Below are 25,240 nucleotides of genomic sequence, written 5' to 3'. Positions count from 1 at the left end.
GCAACACCCGTTCCTGCCTTGCCGGCCCTTTCGCAGCGCAAGGCTGCTCCTACAAAGAGCCGGTCATTCACTGGCCTGCAGCCGTCTCCTGGGTACCCTTGAACCACTTCTGCTCCAACGCTGCCATGCGCCCATCGTCTTTGATCCGTTGCAGGGCGTTGTTCACCGCGCTCTCGAACGCTGGGTTGTCTTTCTGGAACGGAATGACCTGTTTCTTCTCACCATAAGGTTGGCTCACGTCCAACTGTTTACTGGTGTTCTGTTCATTCAGGGTGATGTCGTACTTGCCACTCTCCACGCCCGGCAGAACTTCTTCAGCTGGCGTTTCAATGAATTCAGCCCGCAGGTCCAGTTCCTTGGCCAGGATTTGCCCGAACTCGATCTCGAAACCCGTGAGGTGGTCGTTTTCCTTGAATACATAGGGCGGTGTATCGGACTGCACGGCAATGCGCAGTTCGCCGCGGTCGTTGATTTCGTCTATCAGCTCGGCTTGGGCCAATGGACTGATCAGTACTGCAAGCAGTACGCCTAGGGTCGAACGCATGAATGCCCCTTTTTTATTCGGCAGATGAATTTCATTCGCCACGGCTTTCTTCCTCGTCGTGGTCGAGCGCAGCCTATGACCTTGAAGCCTTGGCGAGGTTTAACCCTAACTGAAATATTTCTCTTTGTGGGCTATGGTGAACTACCGCTGCCGCACGTTTTAACGGCAGTGGTCTTTAAGTGAATCACAGGAGAAGTGAATGAACAGCCTATTTTCGCGTGCTGCCGTAGCCGGTCTGCTGATGGGGGCCTCGGTGTTCGCCAGTGCCGCGGATGCCCTGAAGAGCCAGGAGCCGCCCAAGGATGCCAAGGTCGTCATCGTTTCCCCCGCCGATGGCGCAACGGTCGACAAGACCTTCACCGTCAAGTTCGGCATCGAGGGCATGGAGCTCAAGCCTGCGGGTGACCAGACCCCGCATAGCGGGCATCACCACCTGCTGGTGGACGTCGACAAAGAGCCGGTGGCTGACATGCCCCTGCCAACCAGCCTGATGCCTGAGAACAACGCGCCGCTGCCGGCCGGCCCGCAAGTGCTGCACTTCGGCAAGGCACAAACCGAGGCGACCATTACCCTGACCCCAGGCAAGCACACTTTGCAGTTGGTCTTGGGCGACAAGTACCACGTGCCGTTCAAGCCGAGCGTCGAATCGAAAAAGATCACCGTCGAGGTGAAGTAAGCACCCACGAAAAAGGGAGGCCACCAGGGCCTCCCTTTTTCATGCCGCCGTGAAACTTAGAACAGAACGCGGGAGCGGATAGTGCCCTTCACGTGCTGCAGTTTCTCTTGCGCCAGGTCCGAGTACTCGGCGTCAACGTCGATCACCACGTAACCCACTTTCTCGTTGGTCTGCAGGAACTGACCGGAGATGTTGATGCCGTTCTCGGCGAAGACCTTGTTGATCTCGCTGAGCACGCCAGGGATGTTTTCGTGGATGTGCAGCAGGCGGTGTTTGCCTGGGTGCGCCGGCAGGGCAACTTCCGGGAAGTTGACCGAAGACACCGAGGTACCGTTGTCGCTGTACTTGACCAGCTTCTCGGCAACTTCCAGGCCGATGTTGGCCTGGGCCTCGGCGGTGGAACCACCGATGTGCGGGGTCAGGATGACGTTGTCCAGGCCGCGCAGCGGGCTTTCGAACTCTTCGTCGTTGGAGCGCGGCTCGACCGGGAACACGTCGATGGCGGCGCCGATCAGGTGCTTGTCCTTGATTGCGGCAGCCAGGTGATCCAGCTCGACCACGGTACCGCGGGCGGCGTTGATCAGGATCGAGCCCTTCTTCATCGCACGGATTTCCTTCTCGCCGATCATCCACTGGGTGGATGGCAGCTCAGGCACATGCAACGAGACGATGTCGGCCAGGCCCAGCAGTTCGTGCAGGCTGGCGACCTGGACAGCGTTGCCCAACGGCAGCTTGGTCAGCGGGTCGAAGAAGTACACCTGCATGCCCAAGTTTTCAGCCAGCACCGACAGTTGGGTGCCGATCGAGCCGTAACCGACGATGCCCAGCTTCTTGCCACGGATCTCGAAGGAGTTGGCCGCGCTCTTGATCCAGCCACCACGGTGGCACGAAGCGTTCTTCTCGGGGATGCCGCGCAGCAGCAGGATGGCCTCAGCCAGCACCAGTTCGGCAACCGAACGGGTGTTCGAGTACGGGGCGTTGAACACGGCGATACCGCGCTCGCGGGCCGCTTCCAGGTCGACCTGGTTGGTACCGATGCAGAAGCAGCCGACCGCAACCAGCTTCTTCGCGCAGTCGAAGATCTCTTCAGTCAGTTGAGTGCGCGAGCGGATGCCGATGAAGTGGGCATCGGCGATCTTTTCCTTCAGCTCGGCTTCCGGCAACGAACCAGTGAGGTATTCGATGTTGGTGTAGCCGGCAGCCTTGAGGGTATCGACCGCGTTCTGGTGCACACCTTCAAGAAGAAGGAACCTGATCTTGCTCTTGTCGAGAGAAGTCTTGCTCATCTGCGTAAACCTGTATCCCGGAGAAAAAATGGCGAGGGGTGATGCTAGGCGCGGCGTCGGCCTTAGCATGAACAGCGGGAGGGCTATGCTAGCATACGCGACACAATCTGAGCTTATCCCGACAGGTGAAGAGTGCTCAGGGTGACTATGAATAAGTCGAGAGTTCCAGCGATGACCCACCCCGCTGTTATTGATGAACTGATGACCCTTGTCGACCCTGGCAAGGTCCTGACTGACGCCGTTTCCCTCGAAGCCTACGGCAAGGACTGGACCAAGCATTACCCGCCCGCGCCCACGGCCATCGTGTTCCCCAAGAGCATCGCGCAGGTGCAGGCCATCGTTGCCTGGGCCAACCGCCATCAGGTCGCGCTGGTGCCGTCCGGTGGGCGTACCGGGCTGTCGGGCGGTGCCGTGGCGGCCAATGGCGAGGTTGTGGTCGCGTTCGATTACATGAACCAGATTATCGATTTCAATGCGTTCGACCGCACGGTGGTCTGCCAGCCGGGGGTGATTACCCGGCAATTGCAGGCCTACGCCGAGGAGCAAGGCCTCTATTACCCGGTGGACTTCGCCTCCAGCGGTTCCAGCCAGATTGGCGGTAACATCGGCACCAACGCCGGCGGTATCAAGGTCATTCGCTATGGCATGACCCGCAACTGGGTTGCCGGGCTGAAAGTGGTCACCGGCAAGGGCGAGCTGCTGGAACTGAACAAAGACCTGATCAAGAACGCCACCGGCTACGATCTGCGCCAGCTGTTCATTGGTGCCGAGGGCACGCTGGGCTTTGTGGTCGAAGCGACCATGCGCCTGGACCGCGCCCCGCGCAACCTCACCGCGATGGTGCTGGGCACGCCGGATTTCGACTCGATCATGCCGGTGCTGCATGCCTTCCAGGCCAAGCTCGACCTGACGGCCTTCGAGTTCTTTTCCGACAAGGGCCTGGCCAAGATCATGGGCCGTGGCGATGTGCCGGCGCCTTTCGAGACGGATTGCCCGTTTTATGCCCTGCTGGAGTTCGAGGCCAGCACCGAAGAGGTCGCTAACGAAGCCTTGGCCACCTTCGAGCACTGTGTCGAGCAGGGCTGGGTGCTGGACGGGGTGATGAGCCAGAGCGAAACCCAGCTGAAAAACCTGTGGAAGCTGCGGGAGTACCTGTCCGAAACCATCTCTCACTGGACCCCGTACAAAAACGACATTTCTGTCACCGTTTCCAAGGTGCCGGCGTTTTTGCGCGACATCGATGCCATCGTCGGCGAGCATTACCCGGACTACGAGGTGGTCTGGTACGGCCATATCGGCGATGGCAACCTGCACCTGAACATCCTCAAGCCCGACGCCATGAGCAAAGATGACTTCTTTGCCTCCTGCGCCAAGGTCAACAAGTGGGTGTTCGAAATCGTCCAGCGCTACAACGGCTCGATCTCGGCCGAGCATGGCGTGGGCATGACCAAGCGTGACTACCTCGGCTACAGCCGCTCGGCCGAAGAAATCGCCTGCATGAAGGCAATAAAGGCCGTCTTCGACCCTAACGGCATCATGAATCCGGGTAAGATCTTCGCTCCTGAATAATAAGCAGTATGCAGAGGAGTCGGCCATGAGTTACCAGCACCAGTACGTAGACGGCACGCGCATCCACTTCCCGTTGGGCAAAGTGGTGTGCATCGGCCGTAACTATGCCGAGCATGCCAAGGAACTGGACAACCCGATCCCCAGCGAGCCGTTGCTGTTCATCAAACCGGGCAGTTGCGTGGTGCCGCTGGAAGGTGGTTTCAAGATCCCGACCGACCGTGGCGTCGTGCATTACGAGGCCGAGATTGCTGTGCTGCTGGGCAAGCCGTTGTCCACCAAGCCAACCGAAGAAGAGGTGCTGGACGCCATCTCCGGTTATGCCCCGGCGCTCGACCTGACCCTGCGCGACGTGCAGGCCAAGCTCAAGGAAAAGGGCCTGCCCTGGGAGCTGTGCAAGAGCTTTGACGGCGCCTGCGTGCTGCCGCCGTTCGTTTCGGCGGCCAGTTTCGAGGATGTGACCGACATCCCGGTGCGCCTGACCCTTAATGGCCAAGTGGTGCAGGACGGCAACAGCGCGTTGATGCTCAACCCGATCGTGCCGATGATCCAGTACATGGCGGCGCATTTCTCGTTGCAGGCGGGCGATGTGATCTTGACCGGTACCCCGGCGGGCGTAGGGCCGTTCAATGTGGGTGATGAGCTGGTGATTGAGTTGCCGGGTGTGAGCCGCTTCGAAAGCCGGGTGCTCTGAGGTAAAACCCTGCTTCCCACAGGGACTGCATAAGACTTGAAGCTTGTGAAATGCCTGTGGGAGCGGGCTTGCCCGCGAAGAGGCCGGCACGGTTTACCGATTTTTCACACCTTATCTGGATAATGCGCGGACCTACGCCCATTTTCCCAGGATCCACGTATGCCATCTCGCTCCAGCGCCCCGGCAACTCCCAAGCGTCGCTTTTACCTGCGCTGGCCGTTCGGCCTGGCAGTTGCAGCTGTGATCGGCTATGGCGTATCCGTAGCCATGCACTGGGATGACCGCGGGGCACTGTGGGTCAAGGAGAGCTTTGAAAGCACCGCCGAGCAAAGCGAGAGCGTCTGGCTGCCGGCCTATCAGGCCGATATCGACGCCAAACCGCTGCCCGGCATGGACGATGACGAAGCCTCGGACGTGGCTTTCAACCCGCAAACCCGCACCCTGTTCGCTGTCATGGGCAAGAACCCGTTTCTGGTCGAGCTCAGCCTGGACGGTAACGTGCTGCGCCAGATTCCATTGAATGGCTGGAACAACCCGGAAGGGCTGGCCGTGATGGAGGACGGGCACCTGGCAATCGTCGACGAACGGCTGCACGACCTGACTGTGGTCAAGGTGGATGCGCACACCACGTCGCTTAACCATGGCGACTTCCCGAGCTACGACCTGGGCAAGTCGGTGAAGAGCAACAAGGGCTTCGAGGCCGTGGCCTGGGACCCGATGCGTCAACGCCTGGTGATCGGCGAAGAGCGCCCGCCCACGCTGTACACCTGGAGCACTGATGGCCGTAGCCCGCTGAAGGGTGACAAGCAGTTGCTGCCCAGTGATGAACTCGACCTGCGTAACTTGTCGGCCCTCGGCGTCGATCCGCGCACCGGGCACCTGCTGGTGCTGTCGGCGGACTCCAATATGCTGCTGGAGCTGGATGAGCAGGGCCAGCAGGTCAGCTTCATGACTTTGCTGGGCGGTTTCAACGGCCTCGAGCACACCATCCCGCGTGCCGAAGGCGTGGCCATGGATGACCAGGGCAACCTGTACATGGTCAGCGAACCGGCGCTCTTCTATCGTTTCAAGAAAAACTGACAGCAACATCAGATTTGTCGGATGCTGGCATTAAGCTTTGATTCAGTTGTTCATGGTTAGATTCGCCACCCTTACGTCGAGTCTGTCCCCAAATGCGTCGCTATCTCCGCCTGTCACTGATTCCGGCCTTGATTGGCCTCCTCTTGCTCGGCTGGGCCGGGCAGGAGTTTCGCCTGTTCGAGCGCGGCTGGTTCAACCTGAAAACCTGGTGGCAGCCAGCCGAGCAGGGCATCGGCCTGGACCGTTATCGGGTGGTGGTCGAGGCGCAGCCTGTCGAGGGGCTGGACGATGACATTTCGGCGCTGACCTACGACCCAGACCGCAAGACCCTGTTCACCGTGACCAATGCACGTTCGGAGCTGATCGAGCTGTCGCTGGACGGGCGCATCCTGCGGCGCGTGCCGCTGACCGGCTTTGGCGACCCGGAGGCGGTGGAATACGTGGGCCCCAACAGCTATGTGATCACCGATGAGCGCCAACAACGGCTGATTCGCGTGCGCCTGGACGACGATACGCTGTTCCTCGATGCCGGCGATGCCGAGCAGTTGACCCTGGGCATTGGCCTGAACGGCAACAAGGGGTTCGAGGGGCTGGCGTACGACTCGGCCGGCAAGCGCCTGTTCGTGGCCAAGGAACGCGACCCGATGCTGATCTACGAGGTGCATGGCTTCCCGCATGACAACCCCGAGCAGCCTTATGCCGTGCATGTGGTGCAGGACCGCAAGCGTGATTCACGTTTGTTTGTGCGGGACCTGTCGAGCTTGCAGTTCGACGAGCGCAGCGGCCATTTGTTGGCGCTGTCGGATGAATCGCGGCTGGTGCTGGAACTGGATGTGAAGGGCAAGCCGCTCAGTACCTTGTCGCTGCGCAAGGGATACCAGGGGTTGAAGGAGACGGTGCCGCAGGCGGAAGGGATTGCGATGGATGAGGCCGGGACCATTTACCTGGTCAGTGAGCCGAACCTGTTTTACGTGTTCAAACAGCCGGCAGATTAAATGCGGCCTTGCGCGATCCGGGTAGGAGCAGCCTTGTGCTGCGAAAAGGCCGGCAACAGCAGCAGAGATTCACTGTGTAGTCACCGGCCTCTTCGCAGCACAAGGCTGCTCCTACCTGGATCGAGCAGGGCTAGAACAACGCCTATTGGCCTGGGTTACTCGGCCTTGAGGGTTTTCACACCTTCAGCGGTCCCGAGCAGCAGCAAGTCCGCCGGGCGTGCCGCGAACAGGCCGTTGGTCACCACGCCGACGATCGCATTGATCTGCGCTTCCAGCTCGACCGGGTTGGTGATCTGCAGGTTGTACACGTCCAGGATCACGTTACCGTTGTCGGTCAGCACACCCTCGCGGTACACCGGGTCACCGCCCAGCTTGACCAGCTGGCGCGCCACGTGGCTGCGGGCCATTGGGATCACTTCGACGGGCAGCGGGAAGGCGCCCAGCACCGGGACCAGCTTGCTGGCATCGGCGATGCAGATGAAGGTCTTGGCCACGGCCGCGACGATCTTCTCGCGGGTCAGCGCCGCGCCACCGCCCTTGATCAGGTTCAGGTGCGCGTCGCTCTCGTCGGCGCCGTCCACATAGAACTCCAGCTCGCTGACGCTGTTCAGCTCGTAGACCGGGATGCCATGACCCTTCAGACGCTGGGCGGTGGCCTCGGAGCTGGCGACTGCGCCATCGAAGGCGGTCTTGTGCTGAGCCAGGGCGTCGATGAAGAAGTTGGCGGTCGAACCGGTGCCGACGCCGACGACGCTCTTTTCATCCAGCTTGGGCAGAATGAAGTCGACAGCGGCCTGGGCGACGGCCTGTTTGAGTTGGTCCTGGGTCATGCGGGCTCCGAGAGGGGCGGGGAGGTTTTCAAGGGGGCTGGGTTTCAAAGGGGCTTAGTATAGCGGCTTGCGCGGCTTTGCTGTGGTCGCCCGACGTAGCGCTGGGGTAGACTCGCAGCCCTTGTCCCGCGGCCAGTGATGCTTTCCCGATGCTCGAACAGTACGTCAAGAAGATCCTCACCTCGCGCGTCTATGACGTCGCCGTCGAAACGCCGCTGCAGAGCGCCGGGCAGCTGAGCAAACGCCTCGGCAACCAGATCTTGCTCAAGCGCGAAGACCTGCAGCCGGTTTTCTCGTTCAAGATTCGCGGGGCGTACAACAAGCTGGCGCAACTGACCCCAGAAGAGCTGGCCCGCGGCGTGGTCACCGCCTCGGCCGGCAACCATGCCCAGGGCCTGGCGCTGGCGGCGCGTGAGCTGGGGATCAAGGCAACCATCGTGATGCCCAAGACCACCCCGGAGATCAAGATCGAAGGCGTGCGTTCGCGGGGCGGCAAGGTGGTATTGCACGGCGACACCTTCCCCGAGGCACTGGCCTACTCGCTCAAGCTGGTCGATGAGAAGGGCTTCGTCTACATCCACCCCTACGACGACCCGCACACCATCGCTGGGCAAGGCACAGTGGCCATGGAGATCCTGCGTCAGCATCCGGGCCGGCTCGACGCGATCTTCGTGCCGGTCGGCGGCGGCGGCCTGATCGCCGGCATCGCGGCCTACGTGAAGTACCTGCGCCCGGAAATCAAAGTCATCGGCGTCGAGCCGGACGACTCCAACTGCCTGCAGGCCGCCATGGCCGCGGGTGAGCGCGTGGTGTCGCCACAGGTCGGGCTGTTCGCCGACGGTGTGGCGGTGGCGCAGATTGGCCAGCACACCTTCGACATCTGCCGCCTGCATGTGGATGAGGTGATCACTGTCAGTACTGACGAGATCTGTGCAGCCATCAAGGATATCTACGACGATACCCGCTCGATCACCGAGCCAGCGGGCGCGCTGGGGGTTGCCGGCATCAAGAAGTATGTCGAGCTGTATGGCGTGACCGGCCAGACCCTGGTTGCCATCGATTCAGGCGCCAATGTCAACTTCGACCGCCTGCGCCATGTGGCCGAGCGTGCCGAATTGGGCGAAAAACGCGAAGCCATCATCGCCGTTACCATCCCTGAGCGCCCGGGCAGCTTCAAGGCGTTCTGCGAGGCGATCGGCAAGCGCCAGATCACCGAATTCAACTACCGCAAGCACACCTCCGACGAGGCGCACATCTTCGTCGGCGTGCAGACCCACCCAGAGAACGACCCGCGTGCGGTGCTGGTGCAGCAACTGACCGAGCAGGGCTTCCCGGTTACCGACCTGACCGACAACGAACTGGCCAAGCTGCACATTCGTCACATGGTGGGTGGCCATTCGGCCGGCGCCAGTGATGAGATCGTGCTGCGCTTCGAGTTTCCCGAGCGGCCGGGTGCGTTGTTCAACTTCCTCAACAAGCTGGGCGGGCGCTGGAACATCTCGATGTTCCACTACCGCAACCACGGCGCTGCCGACGGGCGCGTGGTGGCGGGCTTGCAGGTACCGGAAGACGAACGCCACCTGGTGCCAGCGGCGCTGGCCAAGATCGGTTACCCGTACTGGGACGAGACCGATAACCCGGCTTACCGGTTGTTTTTGGGTTGAGCGACTAAGCTTGGCTCATCGCGCATGGATATGAAGACATGGAACACCTGACGACGCTCAAGGCCTTGCACATCACCGCCACTGCGCTGCTGCTTCTGGGCGCGCTGGGCTTGGTGATCTGGACAGTTCGCGCCCGCCGGCTGGGCGATGCCGAGGCCTACGGCAAATTGTTGCGCCGGCCGCTGGTGTTCGTTTGGTTGGTCATGGGCGTGTGCCTGGTGAGCATGCCGGTCACTGGCTGGTGGCTGGTGCACCTGGTCGGCTGGCCACTGGGGCAGACCTGGGTGCTGGCATCCAGCGTCATCTATACGCTGGGTGCGTTTGCCGTGTGGTGGCTGCTGGTGCGCTTGAACCGGCTGCGCAAGGCGCAGGTGGTGGGGCTGCGGTTTACCTTGGCGTTGGCGGTGTTCAGCGGGGTTTGCTTCCTGTCCATTGCCGGCCTGATGGGTGCCAAGCCAGTCTGACGGCAGGTCGTGCACAAGGCCTGAAACCTGTGCAGCACCTGTAGGAGCTGGCTTGCCTGCGATGGGGCGCGAAGCGGCCCCAAAATCTCAATCCCTCAGCGAAATCACCGGCCACCCACGCTGTTCGGCTTCCGCCCGCAGGTTCGGATCCGGGTCCACCGCCACCGCATGCGTCACCTGTTGCAGCAACGGCAGGTCATTCATCGAATCGCTGTAGAAATAGCTGTCCGTAAGGTCGTAGCCGTTCTCCAGCATCCAGCGCTGCAACCTCGTCACTTTCCCTTCACGGAAACACGCTATATCGGTACTACGCCCGGTGTAGCGGCCAGCTTCGGTCTCGCATTCGGTCGCCAGCAGGGTACGCACGCCCAAACGGCGGGCGATTGGCGCGGTCACGAAACGGTTGGTGGCGGTGATGATCACCAGTTTGTCGCCCGCCTCGCGGTGCTGCTGCAGCAATGCCAGGGCCTTGGGCAGGATGATCGGCTCGATGCAGTCCCGCATGAAATCGCGGTGCCACGCGTCGAGCTGGGCCATAGGCGTTGCCGCCAGAATCTCCATGGAAAAGGCCAGGTAGGCCTGCAAGTCCAGGGTGCCGTTCAGGTAGTGCTGGTAGAAGGCATCGTTGCGTTGTTTGTAAGCGACCGGGTCGAGTATGCCGCGCTCGCACAGATAGTCACCCCAGGCATGGTCGCTGTCGCCACCGAGGAGGGTATTGTCCAGGTCGAATAAAGCCAGGCGCATCGCGTTCACTCGCATCAGCTACAAGGTAGGCCCGCAGAATACGGAGTTTTCACCTCGCTGCACATAAGCTTGGCGGGCGCGTTGCTGCGCTCGCAGGCTTTGTGGAACAATGCGGTGACATGCGTTTGCGAGGTTGCTGCCGTGATCGACCCGGATGGTTTTCGCCCCAATGTCGGGATCATTCTCACGAATGATGCCGGGCAGGTGCTATGGGCTCGACGGATCAACCAGGATGCCTGGCAATTTCCCCAGGGTGGCATCAACCCTGACGAGACGCCGGAAGATGCCCTGTACCGCGAGCTGAACGAAGAAGTTGGCCTTGAACGCGACGATGTGGAAATTCTTGCCTGCACGCGCGGCTGGTTGCGTTATCGTTTACCCCAGCGTCTGGTGCGTACGCACAGCCAGCCGCTGTGCATTGGCCAGAAGCAGAAGTGGTTCCTGCTGCGTCTGGTAAGCAACGAACAAAGGGTGCGGATGGACCTGACGGGCAAGCCGGAGTTCGACGGCTGGCGCTGGGTCAGCTATTGGTACCCGCTGGGCCAGGTTGTGACATTCAAGCGCGAGGTCTACCGTCGCGCCCTGAAAGAGCTAGCACCGCGTCTTCTGACGCGCGACTGACGACGGAGTTCGACCCCGAGCCATGCTCAATACGCTGCGCAAGATCGTCCAGGAAGTGAACTCCGCCAAAGATCTCAAGACGGCGTTGGGGATCATTGTCTTGCGCGTCAAGGAGGCCATGGGCAGCCAGGTCTGCTCCGTCTACCTGCTTGACCCGGAAACCAACCGCTTCGTGCTGATGGCCACCGAGGGCCTGAACAAGCGTTCGATCGGCAAGGTCAGCATGGCCCCCAACGAGGGCCTGGTCGGCCTGGTCGGTACCCGGGAAGAGCCGCTGAACCTGGAAAACGCCGCCGATCACCCGCGTTATCGCTATTTCGCCGAAACCGGTGAAGAAAAATTCGCCTCCTTCCTGGGTGCACCGATCATTCACCACCGTCGGGTGGTCGGGGTGCTGGTCATTCAGCAGAAGGAACGTCGCCAGTTCGATGAGGGCGAAGAAGCCTTCCTGGTCACCATGAGCGCCCAGCTCGCCGGGGTTATCGCCCACGCCGAGGCGACCGGCTCGATCCGTGGCCTGGGCCGCCAGGGCAAGGGTATCCAGGAGGCTCGCTTCGTCGGCGTGCCGGGCTCGCCAGGCGCCGCCGTTGGCCGCGCAGTGGTGATGCTGCCGCCGGCCGACCTCGAAGTGGTGCCGGACAAGACTGTCGAAGACATCGACGCCGAACTGAAACTGTTCCAGAACGCCCTTGAAGGCGTGCGCGCCGACATGCGCAAGCTGTCGGCCAAGCTGGCCACCCAGTTGCGGCCCGAAGAGCGCGCGTTGTTCGACGTGTACCTGATGATGCTCGAAGACGCCGCCCTGGGCGGCGAGGTGACCGAGGTCATCAAGACCGGCCAGTGGGCCCAGGGCGCCTTGCGCCAAGTGGTCGGCGAGCACGTCAACCGCTTCGAGCTGATGGACGATGACTACCTGCGTGAGCGCGCTTCGGACGTCAAGGACCTTGGCCGCCGGCTGCTCGCCTACCTGCAGGAGGCTCGCTCGCAATCGCTGGTGTACGCCGACAATACCATCCTGGTCAGCGAAGAACTGACGCCAGCGATGCTGGGCGAAGTGCCGGAGGGCAAGCTGGTCGGCCTGGTGTCGGTATTGGGTTCGGGCAACTCACACGTCGCTATCCTGGCCCGCGCCATGGGTATTCCGACGGTAATGGGCCTGGTCGACCTGCCGTATTCCAAGGTCGATGGCATCGAGCTGATCGTCGACGGCTACAAGGGCGAGGTGTTCACCAACCCCAGCGACGTGTTGCGCAAGCAGTACAGCGAAGTGGTCGAGGAGGAGCGCCAGCTGGCGCAAGGCCTGGATGCGCTGCGCGAGCTGCCCTGCGTCACCCCGGATGGCCACCGCATGCCACTGTGGGTCAACACCGGCCTGCTGGCCGACGTCGCCCGTGCCCAGCAGCGTGGCGCCGAAGGGGTAGGCCTGTACCGCACCGAAGTGCCGTTCATGATCAACCAGCGCTTCCCCAGCGAGAAAGAGCAGCTGGCGATCTACCGCGAACAGCTGGCGGCCTTCCACCCGCTGCCAGTGACCATGCGTACCCTGGATATCGGCGGGGACAAGGCGCTGTCGTACTTCCCGATCAAGGAAGAAAACCCCTTCCTGGGTTGGCGCGGCATTCGCGTTACCCTCGACCACCCAGAAATCTTCCTGGTCCAGACCCGCGCCATGCTCAAGGCCAGCGAAGGCCTGAACAACCTGCGCATCCTGCTGCCGATGATTTCTGGCATTCACGAGCTGGAAGAGGCACTGCACCTGATCCACCGCGCGTGGGGTGAGGTGCGTGACGAAGGCACCGATGTGCCGATGCCGCCGGTTGGCGTGATGGTCGAGATCCCTGCGGCGGTGTACCAGACCAAAGAGCTGGCGCGGCAGGTGGACTTCCTGTCGGTCGGTTCCAACGACCTGACCCAGTACCTGCTGGCGGTCGACCGCAACAACCCGCGGGTCGCCGACCTGTACGATTACCTGCACCCGGCCGTGCTGCAGGCCTTGAACACGGTGGTGCGCGATGCCCATGGGGAGGGCAAGCCGGTGAGCATTTGCGGCGAGATGGCCGGTGACCCGGCGGCAGCGGTGCTGTTGATGGCGATGGGCTTCGACAGTTTGTCGATGAACGCCACCAACTTGCCCAAGGTGAAGTGGATGCTGCGCCAGATCAACATGAGCAAGGCCAAGGAGCTGCTGGCCGAAGCCATGAGCCATGATAACCCGCAGGTTATCCACAGCTCGCTGCAATTGGCGCTTAAGAACCTAGGGTTGGCGCGCATGATCGGGCCTGGGGCGAACAAGACCCTCTGATACCTGTACCGGCCTCTTCGCAGCACAAGGCTGCTCCTACAGGGGATCGCGTCACTTTGTAGGAGCAGCCTTGTGCTGCGAAGGGCTGCAAAGCAGCCCCCTGGCCCTCAAGCCATAATCTCAACTTCTCCCAAATGCCCCCCAAACGGCCCGAAACTGCGCTCAACCAGCCGTCTTCTCCCCTGATCATCCACGATCAGCACAGTACTCGCCCGCGTCCCATAAGTCTGGCTGGCAATAAACACACTCGACAGCAGCTTCTCGGTCGCCAACCCCACGCCCGTTTCCGGCAACTCGCTTTCGGCTGCCGGTTCAGCATCGGCCAGCAACGTCAACAAGCGCTGCGGGTCTGCTGACTCAAGCAACCCCTCCAGCCCGCTGCGCGCCTTCACCAGCTTCGGCCACGGCGTATCCAACCCGGCATTGGACAACCCATAGACCCCAGGTCCCAGCAATCGCGGCGCGGCGTCTCGGGCGTGCAGAAACCCTAAGTGCGCCCCATCACCCACCAGCAAGTTGAACCCCGAATACTGGCGGCTGCGGCTGGCCACCTGGTCAAGATAGGCTTCCACGCCAAGCTCACCCTGCAGAAACGCCGCCACCAGCTCCCCACGCGAGCGCACGCCCAAGGCCTGCCCAGGGTCGCGAATGTTGGTCAGCGCGGCAAAGCGCCCCTGCGGCCCCACACCCAGCCAGGTACCGCCAGCCTCCAGGTCACGCCCGGCGTAGACACCAGCGGCATCCTCCCAGGCGGTCAGGGCCTGCGTGGGCCGGGCATAGAACTCGTCGCGGTTGGCCGCCACGATCAGCGGCAGGGCATGCCCCGGCCGCCAGGCGAATACGATCAGGCACATCGGTTGGGCCTCTGTGTTTTTTGCCACTCTACCCACTGCGGCGGTGCTGATCCATCCTGTCACGAAGTTCACTAGAGCCTCAGGGCCGGCTTCCGTTACCATGCCGGATTGATTTTCTCAGGGGCAACGAATGGAGTTCGTACTCTATCTGCTGTTAGGTGCATGTGCCGGCGTGCTGGCCGGGCTGTTCGGCGTTGGCGGTGGCATCATCATCGTGCCGGTGCTGGTGTTCAGCTTCACCTTGCAGGGCTTCGACCCCTCGGTATTGACCCACCTGGCTGTCGGTACGTCGTTGGCAACCATCATCTTCACCTCGATCAACGCGGTGCTCGAACACCATCGCCGGGGTGCGGTGCAGTGGCCGATCTTCGCCTGGATGACCGTGGGCATCCTGATGGGCGCTGGTATCGGCGCCAAGACCGCCTCGTTGATCCAGGGCCCGCTGCTACAGAAGATCATCGGTGTGTTCGCCCTGATCATTGCCGCGCAAATGGCCCTGGACCTCAAGCCCAAGGCCAGCCGTGGCATCCCTGGCAAGCCCGCGCTGACCGCAGCGGGCGGGGTGATAGGCTGGGCGTCGGCGATTTTCGGTATTGGTGGCGGCTCACTGACGGTGCCGTTCCTGACCTGGCGCAGCCTGCCCATGCAGCAGGCGGTGGCAACGTCCTCGGCCTGTGGCCTTCCGATTGCCGTGGCCAGTGCCCTGAGCTTCATGTGGCTTGGCTGGCACGAAGAACACTTACCGGCCCACAGCCTGGGCTACGTGTACCTGCCCGCGCTGGTCGGCATTGCCGTGACCAGCATGTTTTTCGCCCGCTTCGGCGCGCGCCTGGCGCACAAACTGTCGCCACGCCTGCTCAAGCGTCTGTTCGCCGCGCTGCTGTTCTGCGTCGGCCTCAGCTTTTTGATTTAGCTCGCTGATTTGAAACTAGAGGAATATCCATGCTGCCTTACCCGCAGATAGACCCCGTGGCCGTGGCCCTCGGGCCGCTGAAAATCCACTGGTACGGCCTGATGTACCTGGTCGGCATCGGCGGCGCCTGGCTGCTCGCCTCGCGTCGGCTGAACCGCTTCGACCCCACCTGGTCCCGTGAAAAGCTGTCCGACTTGGTGTTCTGGTTATCGATGGGGGTGATCATCGGGGGCCGCCTGGGTTACGTGCTGTTTTACGACCTGCACGCCTACCTGGCCAACCCGACGCTGATCTTCGAGGTGTGGAAGGGCGGCATGTCGTTCCACGGCGGCTTCATCGGCGTGATGCTGGCGGCGGTATGGTTCGGCAAGCGCAACAACAAGTCGTTCTTCGAGCTGATGGACTTCGTCGCGCCAATGGTGCCGATCGGCCTGGGTGCCGGGCGTATCGGCAACTTCATCAATGCCGAGCTGTGGGGCAAGGCGACCGACGTGCCGTGGGCGATGGTGTTCCCACCGTTCAGCGACCCCGCCCAGCTGCCGCGCCACCCCTCGCAGCTGTATCAGTTCGCTCTGGAAGGCGTGGCGCTGTTCCTGATCCTGTGGCTGTACTCGCGCAAACCACGCCCGACCATGGCGGTATCCGGCATGTTCGCGTTGTTCTACGGGATCTTCCGCTTCATCGTCGAGTTCGTCCGCGTGCCGGATGCCCAGCTGGGCTACATTGCCTGGGGTTGGCTGACCATGGGTCAGATACTCTGCATCCCGATGATTCTGGCCGGCCTCGGATTGATCTGGTGGGCTTATAATCGCAAACCTACGGCGAAACCCGCCATCTGACTCCCAACGGCAGGGGTGATCCCTCTGCCGTTCTTGCTACAGGTAAGCCATGAAACAGTATCTGGACCTGGTCCGTGACGTCATCGAAAACGGCACCCTTCAGGAAAACCGCACCGGCATCCGCACCATCAGCCTGCCGGGCGCCATGCTGCGTTTCGACCTGCAGAAGGGCTTTCCGGCCATCACCACGCGCAAGCTGGCCTTCAAGTCGGCCATCGGCGAGATGGTCGGTTTTCTGCGGGGCGTGAAAAACGCGGGTGAATTCCGTGAGCTGGGCTGCAAGGTCTGGGACCAGAACGCCAACGAAAACGCCCAATGGCTGGCCAACCCGTTCCGCCAGGGGCATGACGACCTGGGCGAGATCTACGGCGTTCAGTGGCGCCAATGGCCGGGCTACAAACGCATCCCGCTGAGCAACCCGGCGGCCATTGAGATGGCCGAAAAACAGGGTTTCCGCAAGATTGCCCAGGACGAGGAAGACGGCCAGGCCTTTGTCATCCTGTACAAGGCCATCGACCAGGTGCGCCAGTGCCTGGACACCATCGCCAATGACCCGGGCAGCCGGCGCATTCTGTTCCATGGCTGGAACTGCGCCCAGCTGGATGAAATGGCCCTGCCGCCGTGCCACCTGCTGTACCAGTTCCACCCGAATGCCGAGACTCGGGAAATTTCCCTGACCCTGTACATTCGCTCCAACGACCTGGGCTTGGGCACGCCGTTCAACCTCACCGAGGGCGCGGCTTTGCTGTCGCTGTTCGGCCGTCTGACCGGCTACACCCCGCGCTGGTTCACGTATTTCATTGGCGATGCCCATGTGTACGAAAACCACCTGGACATGCTCAATGAGCAGCTCAAGCGCGAACCGCTCGAGGCGCCGAAGCTGGTGATCAGCGATCGCGTGCCGGCGTTTGCCGACACCGGCAAGTATGAGCCGGAGTGGCTGGAGAAGATCGAACCGAGTGATTTCAGCCTGGAAGGGTATGAGCATCATGCGCCGATGACGGCGCCGATGGCGGTGTGATCCTTAAGATCGCTGGGGCTGCTTTGCAGCCCATCGCCGGCAAGCCGGCTCCCACCCGAACTGTGTAGCCTCCAAGTCTAGCGCCGCACCTGTGGGAGCTGGCTTGCCAGCGATGACGCCAAACAAGCACGACAAGACAGTTGCTCCCACAGGGTTCGGCGTTGCTGTGGCTGGAGTAGGCGCAGCAATCCACCAAGTTCAATGTCCGTGGCTTCGCCCTACATGCGAATGCTCACCTTCCGGCACCGATACCGCCCCGTTCACCTCCAGTTGCTGCAAGATCGCGCATTCACTCCCCTGCGCGCTGCACCTCTGCCGCAGCTCCACCAGCTGCTCCTGCAACGCCACCAAGCCATCGATACGCGCCTGCACATGGGCGATATGCTCGTCGATCAACGCATTGACGCTGCCGCACGACCCTTCGGGGCTGTCGCGCAGGCGTAGCAGGCTGCGGATTTCGTCCAGGGTCATGTCCAGCGTCCGGCAGTTGCGGATGAAGGTCAGCCGCTCGACGTGGGCCTGGGTGTAGAGCCGGTAGTTGCCGTCGGTGCGCGCCGGCTCCGGCAACAGTTGCTCGCGCTCGTAGTAGCGGATGGTCTCCACGGCGCAATCGGTGGCTTTTGCCAGTTCTCCAATCTTCATGGCGAAATCTCCAGCGGATGGCTTGACCCTATAGTGGCTACAGGGTGTTCACTTGGCAACAGGCTCACTTTAAGGATGACCCAATGAACCAGCCTGCCAGCCCCCACCACAAGCATGACCACCACGCCCACAGCTGCTGCGGCAGCGCGGCCGCCCCGGCGTTGGTGCAGTTGAGCGAAAAAGCCAGCGGCGACGCACAGCTCAGCCGCTTCCGTATCGAGGCCATGGACTGCCCCACCGAGCAAACGCTGATCCAGGACAAGCTGGGCAAGCTGGCGGGCATCGAGCAGTTGGAGTTCAACCTGATCAACCGCGTGCTTGGCGTGCGCCACACGCTGGCCGGTACCGCCGAGATCGAGCGGGCCATCGACAGCCTGGGGATGAAGGCCGAGCCCCTCATCGAAGGGGACGGCGCCGGCGCGAATGCTGCCCCGCCCAGCAAGACCCGCTGGTGGCCGCTGGCGTTATCCGGTGTCGCGGCCATCGCCGCCGAAATCGTGCATTTCACCGGGCTTGCACCTGAATGGCTGGTGGCGGCGCTGGCCTTGGCGGCGATCCTGGGGTGCGGCCTGGGCACCTACAAGAAGGGCTGGATTGCCCTGAAAAACCGCAACCTCAACATCAACGCGCTGATGAGCATTGCCGTGACTGGCGCTGTGCTGATCGGCCAGTGGCCGGAAGCGGCCATGGTGATGGTGCTGTTCACGGTCGCCGAGCTGATCGAAGCGCGCTCCCTGGACCGCGCTCGCAATGCCATCAGCGGCCTGATGCAGCTCACCCCTGATAGGGCGACGGTGCTGCAAGCCGATGGCCAGTGGCGCGAAGTGGAAGTGCGCGAGGTGGCCATCGGTGCCTTGGTGCGGGTACGGCCAGGCGAGCGCATCGGCCTGGATGGCGAAGTGACCAGTGGCCAATCCAGCGTCGATCAGGCGCCGATCACCGGTGAAAGCCTGCCAGTGGAAAAAGCCGTGGGCGACAAGCTGTTCGCCGGCACCATCAACCAGGCCGGTGCACTGGAGTTTCGCGTCACTGCCGCCGCCGGGCAATCGACGTTGGCGCGCATCATCAAGGCCGTCGAAGAGGCCCAAGGTGCCCGGGCGCCGACGCAGCGTTTTGTCGACCGCTTCTCGCGCATCTACACACCTGTGGTGTTCGCCGTGGCCTTGGCAGTAGCGGTTATCCCGCCGCTGTTCCTGGCAGGCGCCTGGTTCGACTGGGTCTACCGCGCCTTGGTGCTGTTGGTGGTGGCCTGCCCGTGCGCCTTGGTCATTTCAACCCCGGTGACCATCGTCAGTGGCCTGGCTGCAGCGGCGCGCAAGGGCATCCTGATCAAGGGTGGGGTGTACCTGGAAGGCGGGCGCAAGCTGGACTTCCTGGCCCTCGACAAGACCGGCACTCTCACTCACGGCAAGCCGGTGCAAACGGATGTAAAGGTGTTGGACCCCCTGTTCGAAGGCCGGGCCCAGGCGTTGGCTGCCAGTTTGGCCGAGCGCTCGGACCACCCGGTCTCACGTGCCATCGCCCAGTTCGGCAAGGCGCAAGGTTTGGCTATGAGCGCGGTCGACGACTTCGCCGCATTGGCCGGTCGCGGTGTGCGTGGGGTGATCGAAGGTGAGCTTTACCACCTGGGCAATCACCGCCTGGTCGAGGAACTGGGCCTGTGCTCGCCTGAGTTGGAGGCGCAACTGGATGCGCTGGAGCGTCAGGGCAAGACCGTGGTCCTGCTGCTCGACCGCAGTGGCCCGCTGGCTCTGTTCGCTGTGGCCGACACGCTCAAGCAGTGCAGCCGCCAAGCGATTGCCGAGTTGCATGAACTGGGTATCAAGACCGTCATGCTCACCGGCGACAATCCCCATACCGCTGAGGCCATCGCCGCCCAGGTCGGCATCGATCGTGCCGAAGGCAACCTGCTGCCGGCCGACAAGCTGAAGGCCATCGAGGCCCTGTATGCCCAAGGCCATCGGGTGGGCATGGTTGGCGACGGTATCAACGACGCACCGGCCCTTGCCCGTGCCGAGATCGGCTTTGCCATGGCGGCCGCGGGCACCGACACGGCCATCGAGACGGCCGACGTGGCGTTGATGGACGACGACTTGCGCAAAATCCCGGCCTTCGTCAGGCTGTCGCGCCAAAGTGCGGCGATTCTCAGGCAGAACATCGTTCTGGCCCTGGGCATCAAGGCGATATTCCTGGCGATCACCTTTGCCGGCATGGCGACCATGTGGATGGCGGTGTTCGCCGACATGGGCGTGAGCCTGCTGGTGGTGTTCAACGGCTTGCGCCTTTTGCGCAAATAGAGGACGTGCATGCTGAGTTCCGAGCTCAAAGCCTTCTACATGGTGGCCCGCCTGGGCAGCATCACCCTGGCGGCGAAGAAGCTCGGGCTCAGCCAACCCACCGTGACCACGCAGATCCGCAACCTGGAAAGCCAGTACGCAGTAGAGCTGTTCTACCGGGGCGGGCGGCGCCTGGTGTTGAGCGAAGAGGGCGTGCGCCTGCTGCCGAGGGTCAAGGCGCTGCTGCAGCAGGAGGCCGACATCGAGTTCGAACTGCGCAACAGTGGCCAGGCCCAGGGCAGCCTGCGCATTGCGGCCACCGCGCCTTACTACATCCTCGATCTGGTGAAGGTCTTCCGCGAGCGTCTGCCCCAGGTGGACGTTGCGGTGGAGATCGGCAACTCGCAGCAGGTGCTGGAAATGCTCGAGGACTACCGGGTCGATATCGCCGCTTCGTCGCAATTGGTGGAGGATGCCCGGTTGGTGCGCCGGGTTTTGGGCACCGACCCGTTGGTGGTGGCCGTGCACCGCAACCATCCCTTGGCGCATCGTCAGGTGGTGTCCATCGACGTGGTGGCCGGGCATTGCCTGTTGATGCGCGAGCCGGGGTCGACCACACGCAAGCTGACCGAGCAGATGCTGCAGGAGGCCGGTGTGAAGGCCGGCACGTTGCTGGAGATTGGTAGCCGTGAGTCGATTCGCGAAGCGGTCCTGCGCAACATTGGCATCAGTGTGATTGCCCGCCATGAAGTGCCGCATAACCCCGAATTACGGGTGCTGGCGCTGGAGGATGCACCGGTGATGCATGAGTACCTGTATTGCCTGAAGGAGCGGCGCCAGGCGCGTTTGCCGGCGGCGTTTCTGGGGGTTGCGCAGGAAGTGGCCGGTTCGCAGTTCTGAATCATCCCTTGTAGGAGCAGCCTTGTGCTGCGAAGAGGCCGTTGCACCCCATACATCTGCATCGCCGATCAGGGCCTCTTCGCAGCACAAGGCTGCTCCTACAAGAACCGTGGCGGCAGGTGGGGCACTACAAAATCTGCCTATACCACTATCGCGCGCTTTTGCCTGAAAGCCACAGAACCGTCGCACAGCCTTCCTAGCATGGCCCCATCTCTTCGATGAGGCCTTGCCATGAACAACGCCACCCCAGGCGCACAGATGAAAGTGCGCAACATCCACAAACGCTTCGGCGCCTTCACAGCGCTCAACGATGTCTCCCTGGACATCGCCGCCGGCGAGCTGGTGTGCTTGCTCGGCCCGTCCGGGTGCGGCAAGACCACGCTGTTGCGCTGCATCGCCGGCCTCGAACGCCAGGACCGCGGTGAGTTGCATATCGGCGAGCGCGACGTTTCGGAGCTGCCACCCCAGGCCCGCGACTACGGCATTCTGTTCCAGTCCTACGCGCTGTTCCCCAACCTGACCGTCGAAGCCAACATCGCCTATGGCCTGACCGGCAGCGGCCGCGAACAGACCCGCCAGCGGGTGGCCGAAATGCTCCAGCTGGTCGGCTTGTCCGGTAGCGAAAAAAAGTACCCCGGGCAGCTTTCCGGCGGCCAGCAGCAGCGCGTGGCCCTGGCCCGTGCGCTGGCGCCGGCGCCTTCGCTGCTGTTGCTCGACGAGCCGATGTCGGCGCTGGACGCGCGGGTTCGCGAGCACCTGTGCACCGAACTGCGCCAGCTGCAACGCCAGTTGGGTATCACCACCTTGATGGTTACCCACAACCAGGACGAGGCCATGCTGATGGCCGACCGCATTGCCGTGATGAACAACGGCCAGGTCGAGCAGTACGCCACGCCGCAGGCCATCTACGACCAGCCAGCCACGCCCTTCGTTGCCGAGTTCGTTGGCCAGGGTAACTGGCTGCCGTTCCAGCGCAGCGGTGACAGCCAGGCCCAGGTCGGCGGCATGAGCATGCGTTTGTCGCCGGGCTCGGCGCGGGCCAGCAGCGGCCGCCTGTTCTGCCGCCCCGAGGCGATCACGGTCAACCCGCCGGTGCATGAAGAAAACCTGTTTCCGGCCAAGGTCCGCGAGATCACCTTCCTCGGTAACCGCTGCCGCATGAGCTTCGAGTTCAAAGCCTTGCCGGGACATGCCTTGCTGGCCGAACTGGCCCCTGAGGCCATGCCGCGGCTGGGCTCGCAGGACATCTGGGTGGCGCTGCCACCGCAGAGCCTGCAGGTGTTCGCCTAAGATGGCCGCGCCAATGTCCCTGCCGCTGAACCCGGCCAAGGCCACGTCGCGCCACGGCGTTGCCTTGGGTGACCGGCTGTTTGTCGTCGGTGGGAAGTGGCTGCTGTTGATGCTGCTGGTACTGGCGGTGCTGATGCCGCTGCTGGCGATCTTCTGGCGTGGCTTCAGCGGTGACGCCGGCCAGGGCGGCGGCCTGGCCGCTGCCCGGGCGCTGTTCGCCAGCGAGAACTTCCACTGGCTGCTCGGCAATAGCTTGGCGGTGGCGTTAACCGTCGCGGCCATCGTCATCCCACTGGCTTACCTGTTCGCCTATGCGTTGCAACGCACGCTGATCCCGGCCAAGGGCCTGTGGCGGGGCATCTCGTTGCTGCCGCTGCTGGCACCGTCGATGCTGCCGGCGATCGCGCTGGTCTACCTGTTTGGTAACCAGGGCCTGCTGCGCGGGCTGCTGAGCGACAACATCTACGGCTTCTGGGGGATCGTACTGGGCGAGGCCATCTACACCTTCCCACATGCACTGATGATTCTGCTGTCGGCCCTGTCGCTGGCCGATGCGCGCCTGTTCGATGCTGCGTCGAGCATGGGCGCCGGGCCGTGGCGGGCGTTTTCCAGCATTACCTGGCCCGCCACGCGCCAGGCGGTGTTTGCAGCCTTCTGCCTGGTGTTCACCCTGACCATCACCGACTTTGGCGTGCCGGTCGTGGTGGGGGGTGATTATCAGGTGTTGGCCCTGGAGGCTTACAAGGCCGTCGTTGGCCAGCAGCAATTTGGCCGCGGCGCCCTGATTGGCATGGTCTTGCTGGTGCCGGCACTGCTGAGTTTTGCTGTCGATGCCTGGCTGCGCCGCCGCCAGGGCGAGGCCATGAGTGGGCGAGCGCAGGTGTTCGAGCCCAAGCCCTCGCGCCGTCGCGATGCCTGCTTCCTGGCGGTCGTGTTGGTGGTCTGCGCGGTGCTGTTGCTGGTGATCGGCATGGCCGTGTATTCGTCGTTGGTCACCTTCTGGCCCTACAACCTGTCGCTGTCGCTCAAGCACTACCGGTTCGAGGACACCGCCGGCGGAGGCTGGCTGGCGTACCGCAATAGCGTGACCATGGCGATGGGCACGGCGCTGATCGGCAGCGTGGTGATTTTCTGCGGTGCCTACCTGATGGAAAAGACCCAGGGCCAACGCCTGCTCAACCAGTCGCTGCGCCTGCTCAGCTTCATCCCCATGGCGGTGCCGGGCCTCGTGCTGGGCCTGGGCTACGTGTTCTTCTTCAACCTCAACGGCAACCCGTTGCATGTGCTGTACGGCAGCATGGGCTTGTTGGTCATCTGCACCATTGCGCATTACCTGACCACTGCGCAGATGACCGCCACCACCGCACTGCGCCAGCTCGACGGCGAGTTCGAGGCTGCTGCATTGTCGCTCAAGGCGCCGCTGTATCGGCACTTCCTGCGGGTCACCGTGCCGATCTGCTTGCCGGCGCTGCTGGACATCATCCGCTACCTGTTCGTCTCGGCGATGACCACCGTGTCGGCGGCGATCTTCCTCTACAGCCCCGACACCATCCTCGCCGCCGTTGCCGTGCTGAACATGGACGATGCAGGCAACGTCGGCGGTGCCGCCGCCATGTCGACCCTGATTCTGCTGACCAGCGCCAGCGCCTCATTGCTGCTGGCCGCAGCCTCACGCGGCCTGTTGCGCCGCTCCCAAGCCTGGCGCCAACGCGCCGCGACTGCCTGACCTGTAAGGAACCCCACCATGTTCAAGCACCTTGCACTTGCTGCTACCGTTTCTGCCGTGTTCAGCCTGCAGGCTTCGGCCGCCGGCACTCAGCTGACGGTCTACACCGCGCTGGAGGCCGAGCAGCTCAAGACCTACAAGCAGGCCTTCGAAAAGGCCAACCCAGACATCGAGATCAAGTGGGTACGCGACTCCACGGGCATCATTACCGCCAAACTGCTGGCTGAAAAAGACCGCCCGCAAGCCGATGCGGTGTGGGGGTTGGCGGCCTCCAGCCTGGCCGTGCTTGACCAGCACGGCATGCTCGAAGCCTATGCGCCCAAGGACCTTGGCAAAATCTCGGCAAACTACCGCGACGCAGCCAACCCACCGGCTTGGGTGGGCATGGACGTCTGGGCCGCGACCATTTGCTTCAACACCATCGAGGCCGAGAAGCAGGGCCTGAGCAAGCCAGTCAGCTGGCAAGACCTGACCAAGCCTGAGTACAAGGGCAAGATCGTCATGCCCAACCCGGCCTCATCCGGCACGGGCTTCCTGGATGTCAGCGCCTGGCTGCAGACCTTTGGCGAGCCTCAGGGCTGGGCCTACATGGACGCCTTGCACCAGAACATCGGCCAGTACGTTCACTCCGGCTCCAAGCCGTGCAAGCTGGCGGCGGCGGGCGAGTTCCCGATCGGTATCTCGTTCGAATACCCCGCTGTGCAGCTCAAGCGCCAAGGCGCGCCGCTGGACATCGTGCTGCCCAAGGAGGGCCTGGGCTGGGAGATCGAGGCGACGGCGGTGATCAAAGGCACGCCAAAGGCCGATGCGGCCAAGCGTTTGGCAGACTTTTCGGCCAGCCCTGCGGCGATGGCGTTGTACAAGGAGAACTTCGCGGTGCTTGCCGCGCCGGGTATCGCCAAGCCGCAGACCGAGTTGCCGGCTGATTATGAGCAGCGGTTGATCAAGAACGACTTTGCCTGGGCCTCGAAGCACCGTGACGAGATTCTGGCCGAGTGGCGCAAGCGGTATGACGGTAAGTCGGAGAAGGTGGCGCAGCAGTGAAGAGGTAGGGGTAGGGGTTGGGGTTGAGAGGTGCATGCCTTGAGGGGTGTGGCGCCTGGCAGATCGAGCGCCGCCCGCGCGGCGCTTCGCAGCACAAGGCTGCTCCTACATCTGTTTCGGGCCAGTGAGGCCTGTGATATTGGCGCGCGACCGCCTCAGGAATAATTGGCCCGAAAAATGTAGGAGCAGCCTTGTGCTGCGAAGCGCCGCGCGGGCGGCGCTCGGTCTCCCAGGCGCCGCCCCCCTAAAGGCGAACACCTACCAGCCCC

The 25,240-nt window shown here is 62.7% G+C and carries 23 protein-coding genes; 17 read left to right on the top strand and 6 right to left on the bottom strand.

Going from position 1 to position 25,240, the window contains the following annotated elements; genetic code table 11:
- Nucleotides 1–67: 67 nt before the first annotated feature.
- Nucleotides 68–544: a transporter substrate-binding domain-containing protein gene (locus LOY53_RS25480; RefSeq protein ID WP_252826169.1), complete on the bottom strand. Its 477-nt coding sequence runs from the start codon at nt 542–544 to the stop codon at nt 68–70.
- A gap of 199 nt (nt 545–743) precedes the next feature.
- Here LOY53_RS25480 and LOY53_RS25475 point away from each other — a divergent pair, with 199 nt between their 5' ends.
- Nucleotides 744–1,220 (top strand): DUF4399 domain-containing protein, encoded by a 477-nt coding sequence (locus LOY53_RS25475; protein ID WP_099455655.1) that lies wholly within the window; start codon nt 744–746, stop codon nt 1,218–1,220.
- A 56-nt stretch (nt 1,221–1,276) separates the two neighbouring features.
- On the opposite strand, the gene serA is transcribed toward LOY53_RS25475, so the two are convergent.
- Entirely contained in the window at nt 1,277–2,506 is a 1,230-nt protein-coding gene (serA, locus tag LOY53_RS25470) for a phosphoglycerate dehydrogenase (protein WP_027592284.1), read from the bottom strand.
- 171 nt (nt 2,507–2,677) lie between these two features.
- Here serA and LOY53_RS25465 point away from each other — a divergent pair, with 171 nt between their 5' ends.
- The 4 genes from LOY53_RS25465 to LOY53_RS25450 all read left to right on the top strand — a co-directional run bounded on the left by LOY53_RS25465 (nt 2,678) and on the right by LOY53_RS25450 (nt 6,841).
- Nucleotides 2,678–4,075, top strand: a complete 1,398-nt coding sequence (locus LOY53_RS25465) for an FAD-binding oxidoreductase (protein WP_258703421.1) — start codon at nt 2,678–2,680, stop codon at nt 4,073–4,075.
- Nucleotides 4,076–4,100: 25 nt separating this feature from the next.
- The gene (locus tag LOY53_RS25460; protein WP_099430720.1) at nt 4,101–4,766 is read left to right on the top strand and encodes a fumarylacetoacetate hydrolase family protein; all 666 of its coding nucleotides are present in this window, start codon (nt 4,101–4,103) and stop codon (nt 4,764–4,766) included.
- 159 nt (nt 4,767–4,925) lie between these two features.
- Complete coding sequence (locus LOY53_RS25455; RefSeq protein WP_252826167.1) at nt 4,926–5,846, top strand: SdiA-regulated domain-containing protein; 921 nt, start codon at nt 4,926–4,928, stop codon at nt 5,844–5,846.
- A gap of 92 nt (nt 5,847–5,938) precedes the next feature.
- Nucleotides 5,939–6,841 (top strand): SdiA-regulated domain-containing protein, encoded by a 903-nt coding sequence (locus tag LOY53_RS25450; RefSeq protein WP_252826166.1) that lies wholly within the window; start codon nt 5,939–5,941, stop codon nt 6,839–6,841.
- A 155-nt stretch (nt 6,842–6,996) separates the two neighbouring features.
- Here the strand turns inward: LOY53_RS25450 and rpiA are convergent, their stop codons facing one another.
- Entirely contained in the window at nt 6,997–7,671 is a 675-nt protein-coding gene (gene rpiA / locus LOY53_RS25445; RefSeq protein WP_027592289.1) for a ribose-5-phosphate isomerase RpiA, read from the bottom strand.
- Nucleotides 7,672–7,820: 149 nt separating this feature from the next.
- On the opposite strand from rpiA, the gene ilvA reads away from it, so the two are divergent.
- Together ilvA and LOY53_RS25435 are read left to right on the top strand one after the other, a co-directional pair.
- Nucleotides 7,821–9,335 carry a threonine ammonia-lyase, biosynthetic gene (gene ilvA / locus LOY53_RS25440; protein WP_258703420.1) on the top strand — a complete coding sequence of 505 codons (1,515 nt, stop codon included), beginning with the start codon at nt 7,821–7,823 and terminating at the stop codon, nt 9,333–9,335.
- 38 nt (nt 9,336–9,373) lie between these two features.
- Complete coding sequence (locus LOY53_RS25435; protein WP_186704150.1) at nt 9,374–9,799, top strand: DUF2269 family protein; 426 nt, start codon at nt 9,374–9,376, stop codon at nt 9,797–9,799.
- 87 nt (nt 9,800–9,886) lie between these two features.
- Here the strand turns inward: LOY53_RS25435 and LOY53_RS25430 are convergent, their stop codons facing one another.
- Nucleotides 9,887–10,543, bottom strand: a complete 657-nt coding sequence (locus LOY53_RS25430; protein ID WP_252826165.1) for an HAD family phosphatase — start codon at nt 10,541–10,543, stop codon at nt 9,887–9,889.
- 141 nt (nt 10,544–10,684) lie between these two features.
- Between LOY53_RS25430 and LOY53_RS25425 the strand changes: the two genes are divergently transcribed.
- Together LOY53_RS25425 and ptsP are read left to right on the top strand one after the other, a co-directional pair.
- The gene (locus LOY53_RS25425; protein ID WP_003249017.1) at nt 10,685–11,164 is read left to right on the top strand and encodes an RNA pyrophosphohydrolase; all 480 of its coding nucleotides are present in this window, start codon (nt 10,685–10,687) and stop codon (nt 11,162–11,164) included.
- Between the two features lie 22 nt (nt 11,165–11,186).
- Nucleotides 11,187–13,466, top strand: coding sequence for a phosphoenolpyruvate--protein phosphotransferase (ptsP, locus tag LOY53_RS25420; protein ID WP_099455649.1), 2,280 nt, complete (start codon nt 11,187–11,189; stop codon nt 13,464–13,466).
- Between the two features lie 107 nt (nt 13,467–13,573).
- Here ptsP and LOY53_RS25415 read toward each other — a convergent pair whose 3' ends face one another.
- On the bottom strand, nt 13,574–14,320 hold the full coding sequence (locus tag LOY53_RS25415) for an NRDE family protein (protein ID WP_252826164.1): 747 nt from the start codon (nt 14,318–14,320) through the stop codon (nt 13,574–13,576).
- 130 nt (nt 14,321–14,450) lie between these two features.
- Between LOY53_RS25415 and LOY53_RS25410 the strand changes: the two genes are divergently transcribed.
- Genes LOY53_RS25410 through LOY53_RS25400 form a run of 3 tightly spaced genes read left to right on the top strand, consistent with a single transcriptional unit; the run spans nt 14,451 to nt 17,093 of the window.
- Nucleotides 14,451–15,233, top strand: coding sequence for a sulfite exporter TauE/SafE family protein (locus LOY53_RS25410; RefSeq protein WP_252826163.1), 783 nt, complete (start codon nt 14,451–14,453; stop codon nt 15,231–15,233).
- A 29-nt stretch (nt 15,234–15,262) separates the two neighbouring features.
- A complete protein-coding gene (gene lgt / locus LOY53_RS25405; protein WP_258703419.1) occupies nt 15,263–16,072 on the top strand; it encodes a prolipoprotein diacylglyceryl transferase in 810 nt (269 codons plus the stop codon).
- Nucleotides 16,073–16,121: 49 nt separating this feature from the next.
- On the top strand, nt 16,122–17,093 hold the full coding sequence (locus LOY53_RS25400; protein WP_099455647.1) for a thymidylate synthase: 972 nt from the start codon (nt 16,122–16,124) through the stop codon (nt 17,091–17,093).
- Between the two features lie 198 nt (nt 17,094–17,291).
- On the opposite strand, the gene cadR is transcribed toward LOY53_RS25400, so the two are convergent.
- Nucleotides 17,292–17,735: a cadmium resistance transcriptional regulator CadR gene (cadR, locus tag LOY53_RS25395; protein WP_252826162.1), complete on the bottom strand. Its 444-nt coding sequence runs from the start codon at nt 17,733–17,735 to the stop codon at nt 17,292–17,294.
- Nucleotides 17,736–17,818: 83 nt separating this feature from the next.
- Here cadR and LOY53_RS25390 point away from each other — a divergent pair, with 83 nt between their 5' ends.
- The 5 genes from LOY53_RS25390 (at nt 17,819) to LOY53_RS25370 (ending at nt 24,971) form a co-directional block, all read left to right on the top strand.
- On the top strand, nt 17,819–20,032 hold the full coding sequence (locus tag LOY53_RS25390) for a heavy metal translocating P-type ATPase (RefSeq protein WP_258703418.1): 2,214 nt from the start codon (nt 17,819–17,821) through the stop codon (nt 20,030–20,032).
- Nucleotides 20,033–20,041: 9 nt separating this feature from the next.
- On the top strand, nt 20,042–20,911 hold the full coding sequence (locus LOY53_RS25385; RefSeq protein WP_027592300.1) for a LysR family transcriptional regulator: 870 nt from the start codon (nt 20,042–20,044) through the stop codon (nt 20,909–20,911).
- A gap of 231 nt (nt 20,912–21,142) precedes the next feature.
- Nucleotides 21,143–22,201, top strand: a complete 1,059-nt coding sequence (locus tag LOY53_RS25380; protein WP_258703417.1) for a putative 2-aminoethylphosphonate ABC transporter ATP-binding protein — start codon at nt 21,143–21,145, stop codon at nt 22,199–22,201.
- Nucleotide 22,202: 1 nt separating this feature from the next.
- Complete coding sequence (locus tag LOY53_RS25375) at nt 22,203–23,927, top strand: putative 2-aminoethylphosphonate ABC transporter permease subunit (RefSeq protein ID WP_258703416.1); 1,725 nt, start codon at nt 22,203–22,205, stop codon at nt 23,925–23,927.
- An 18-nt stretch (nt 23,928–23,945) separates the two neighbouring features.
- On the top strand, nt 23,946–24,971 hold the full coding sequence (locus tag LOY53_RS25370; RefSeq protein ID WP_258703415.1) for a putative 2-aminoethylphosphonate ABC transporter substrate-binding protein: 1,026 nt from the start codon (nt 23,946–23,948) through the stop codon (nt 24,969–24,971).
- The last annotated feature ends 269 nt before the right edge of the window (nt 24,972–25,240 follow it).

This window comes from Pseudomonas sp. B21-031 (assembly GCF_024748985.1).
In the GTDB taxonomy this organism is placed as follows: Bacteria; Pseudomonadota; Gammaproteobacteria; order Pseudomonadales; family Pseudomonadaceae; genus Aquipseudomonas; species Aquipseudomonas kermanshahensis.
The sequence above is the reverse complement of the archived record's forward strand: the minus strand, read 5'-3'. Positions and strand labels throughout refer to the sequence as shown.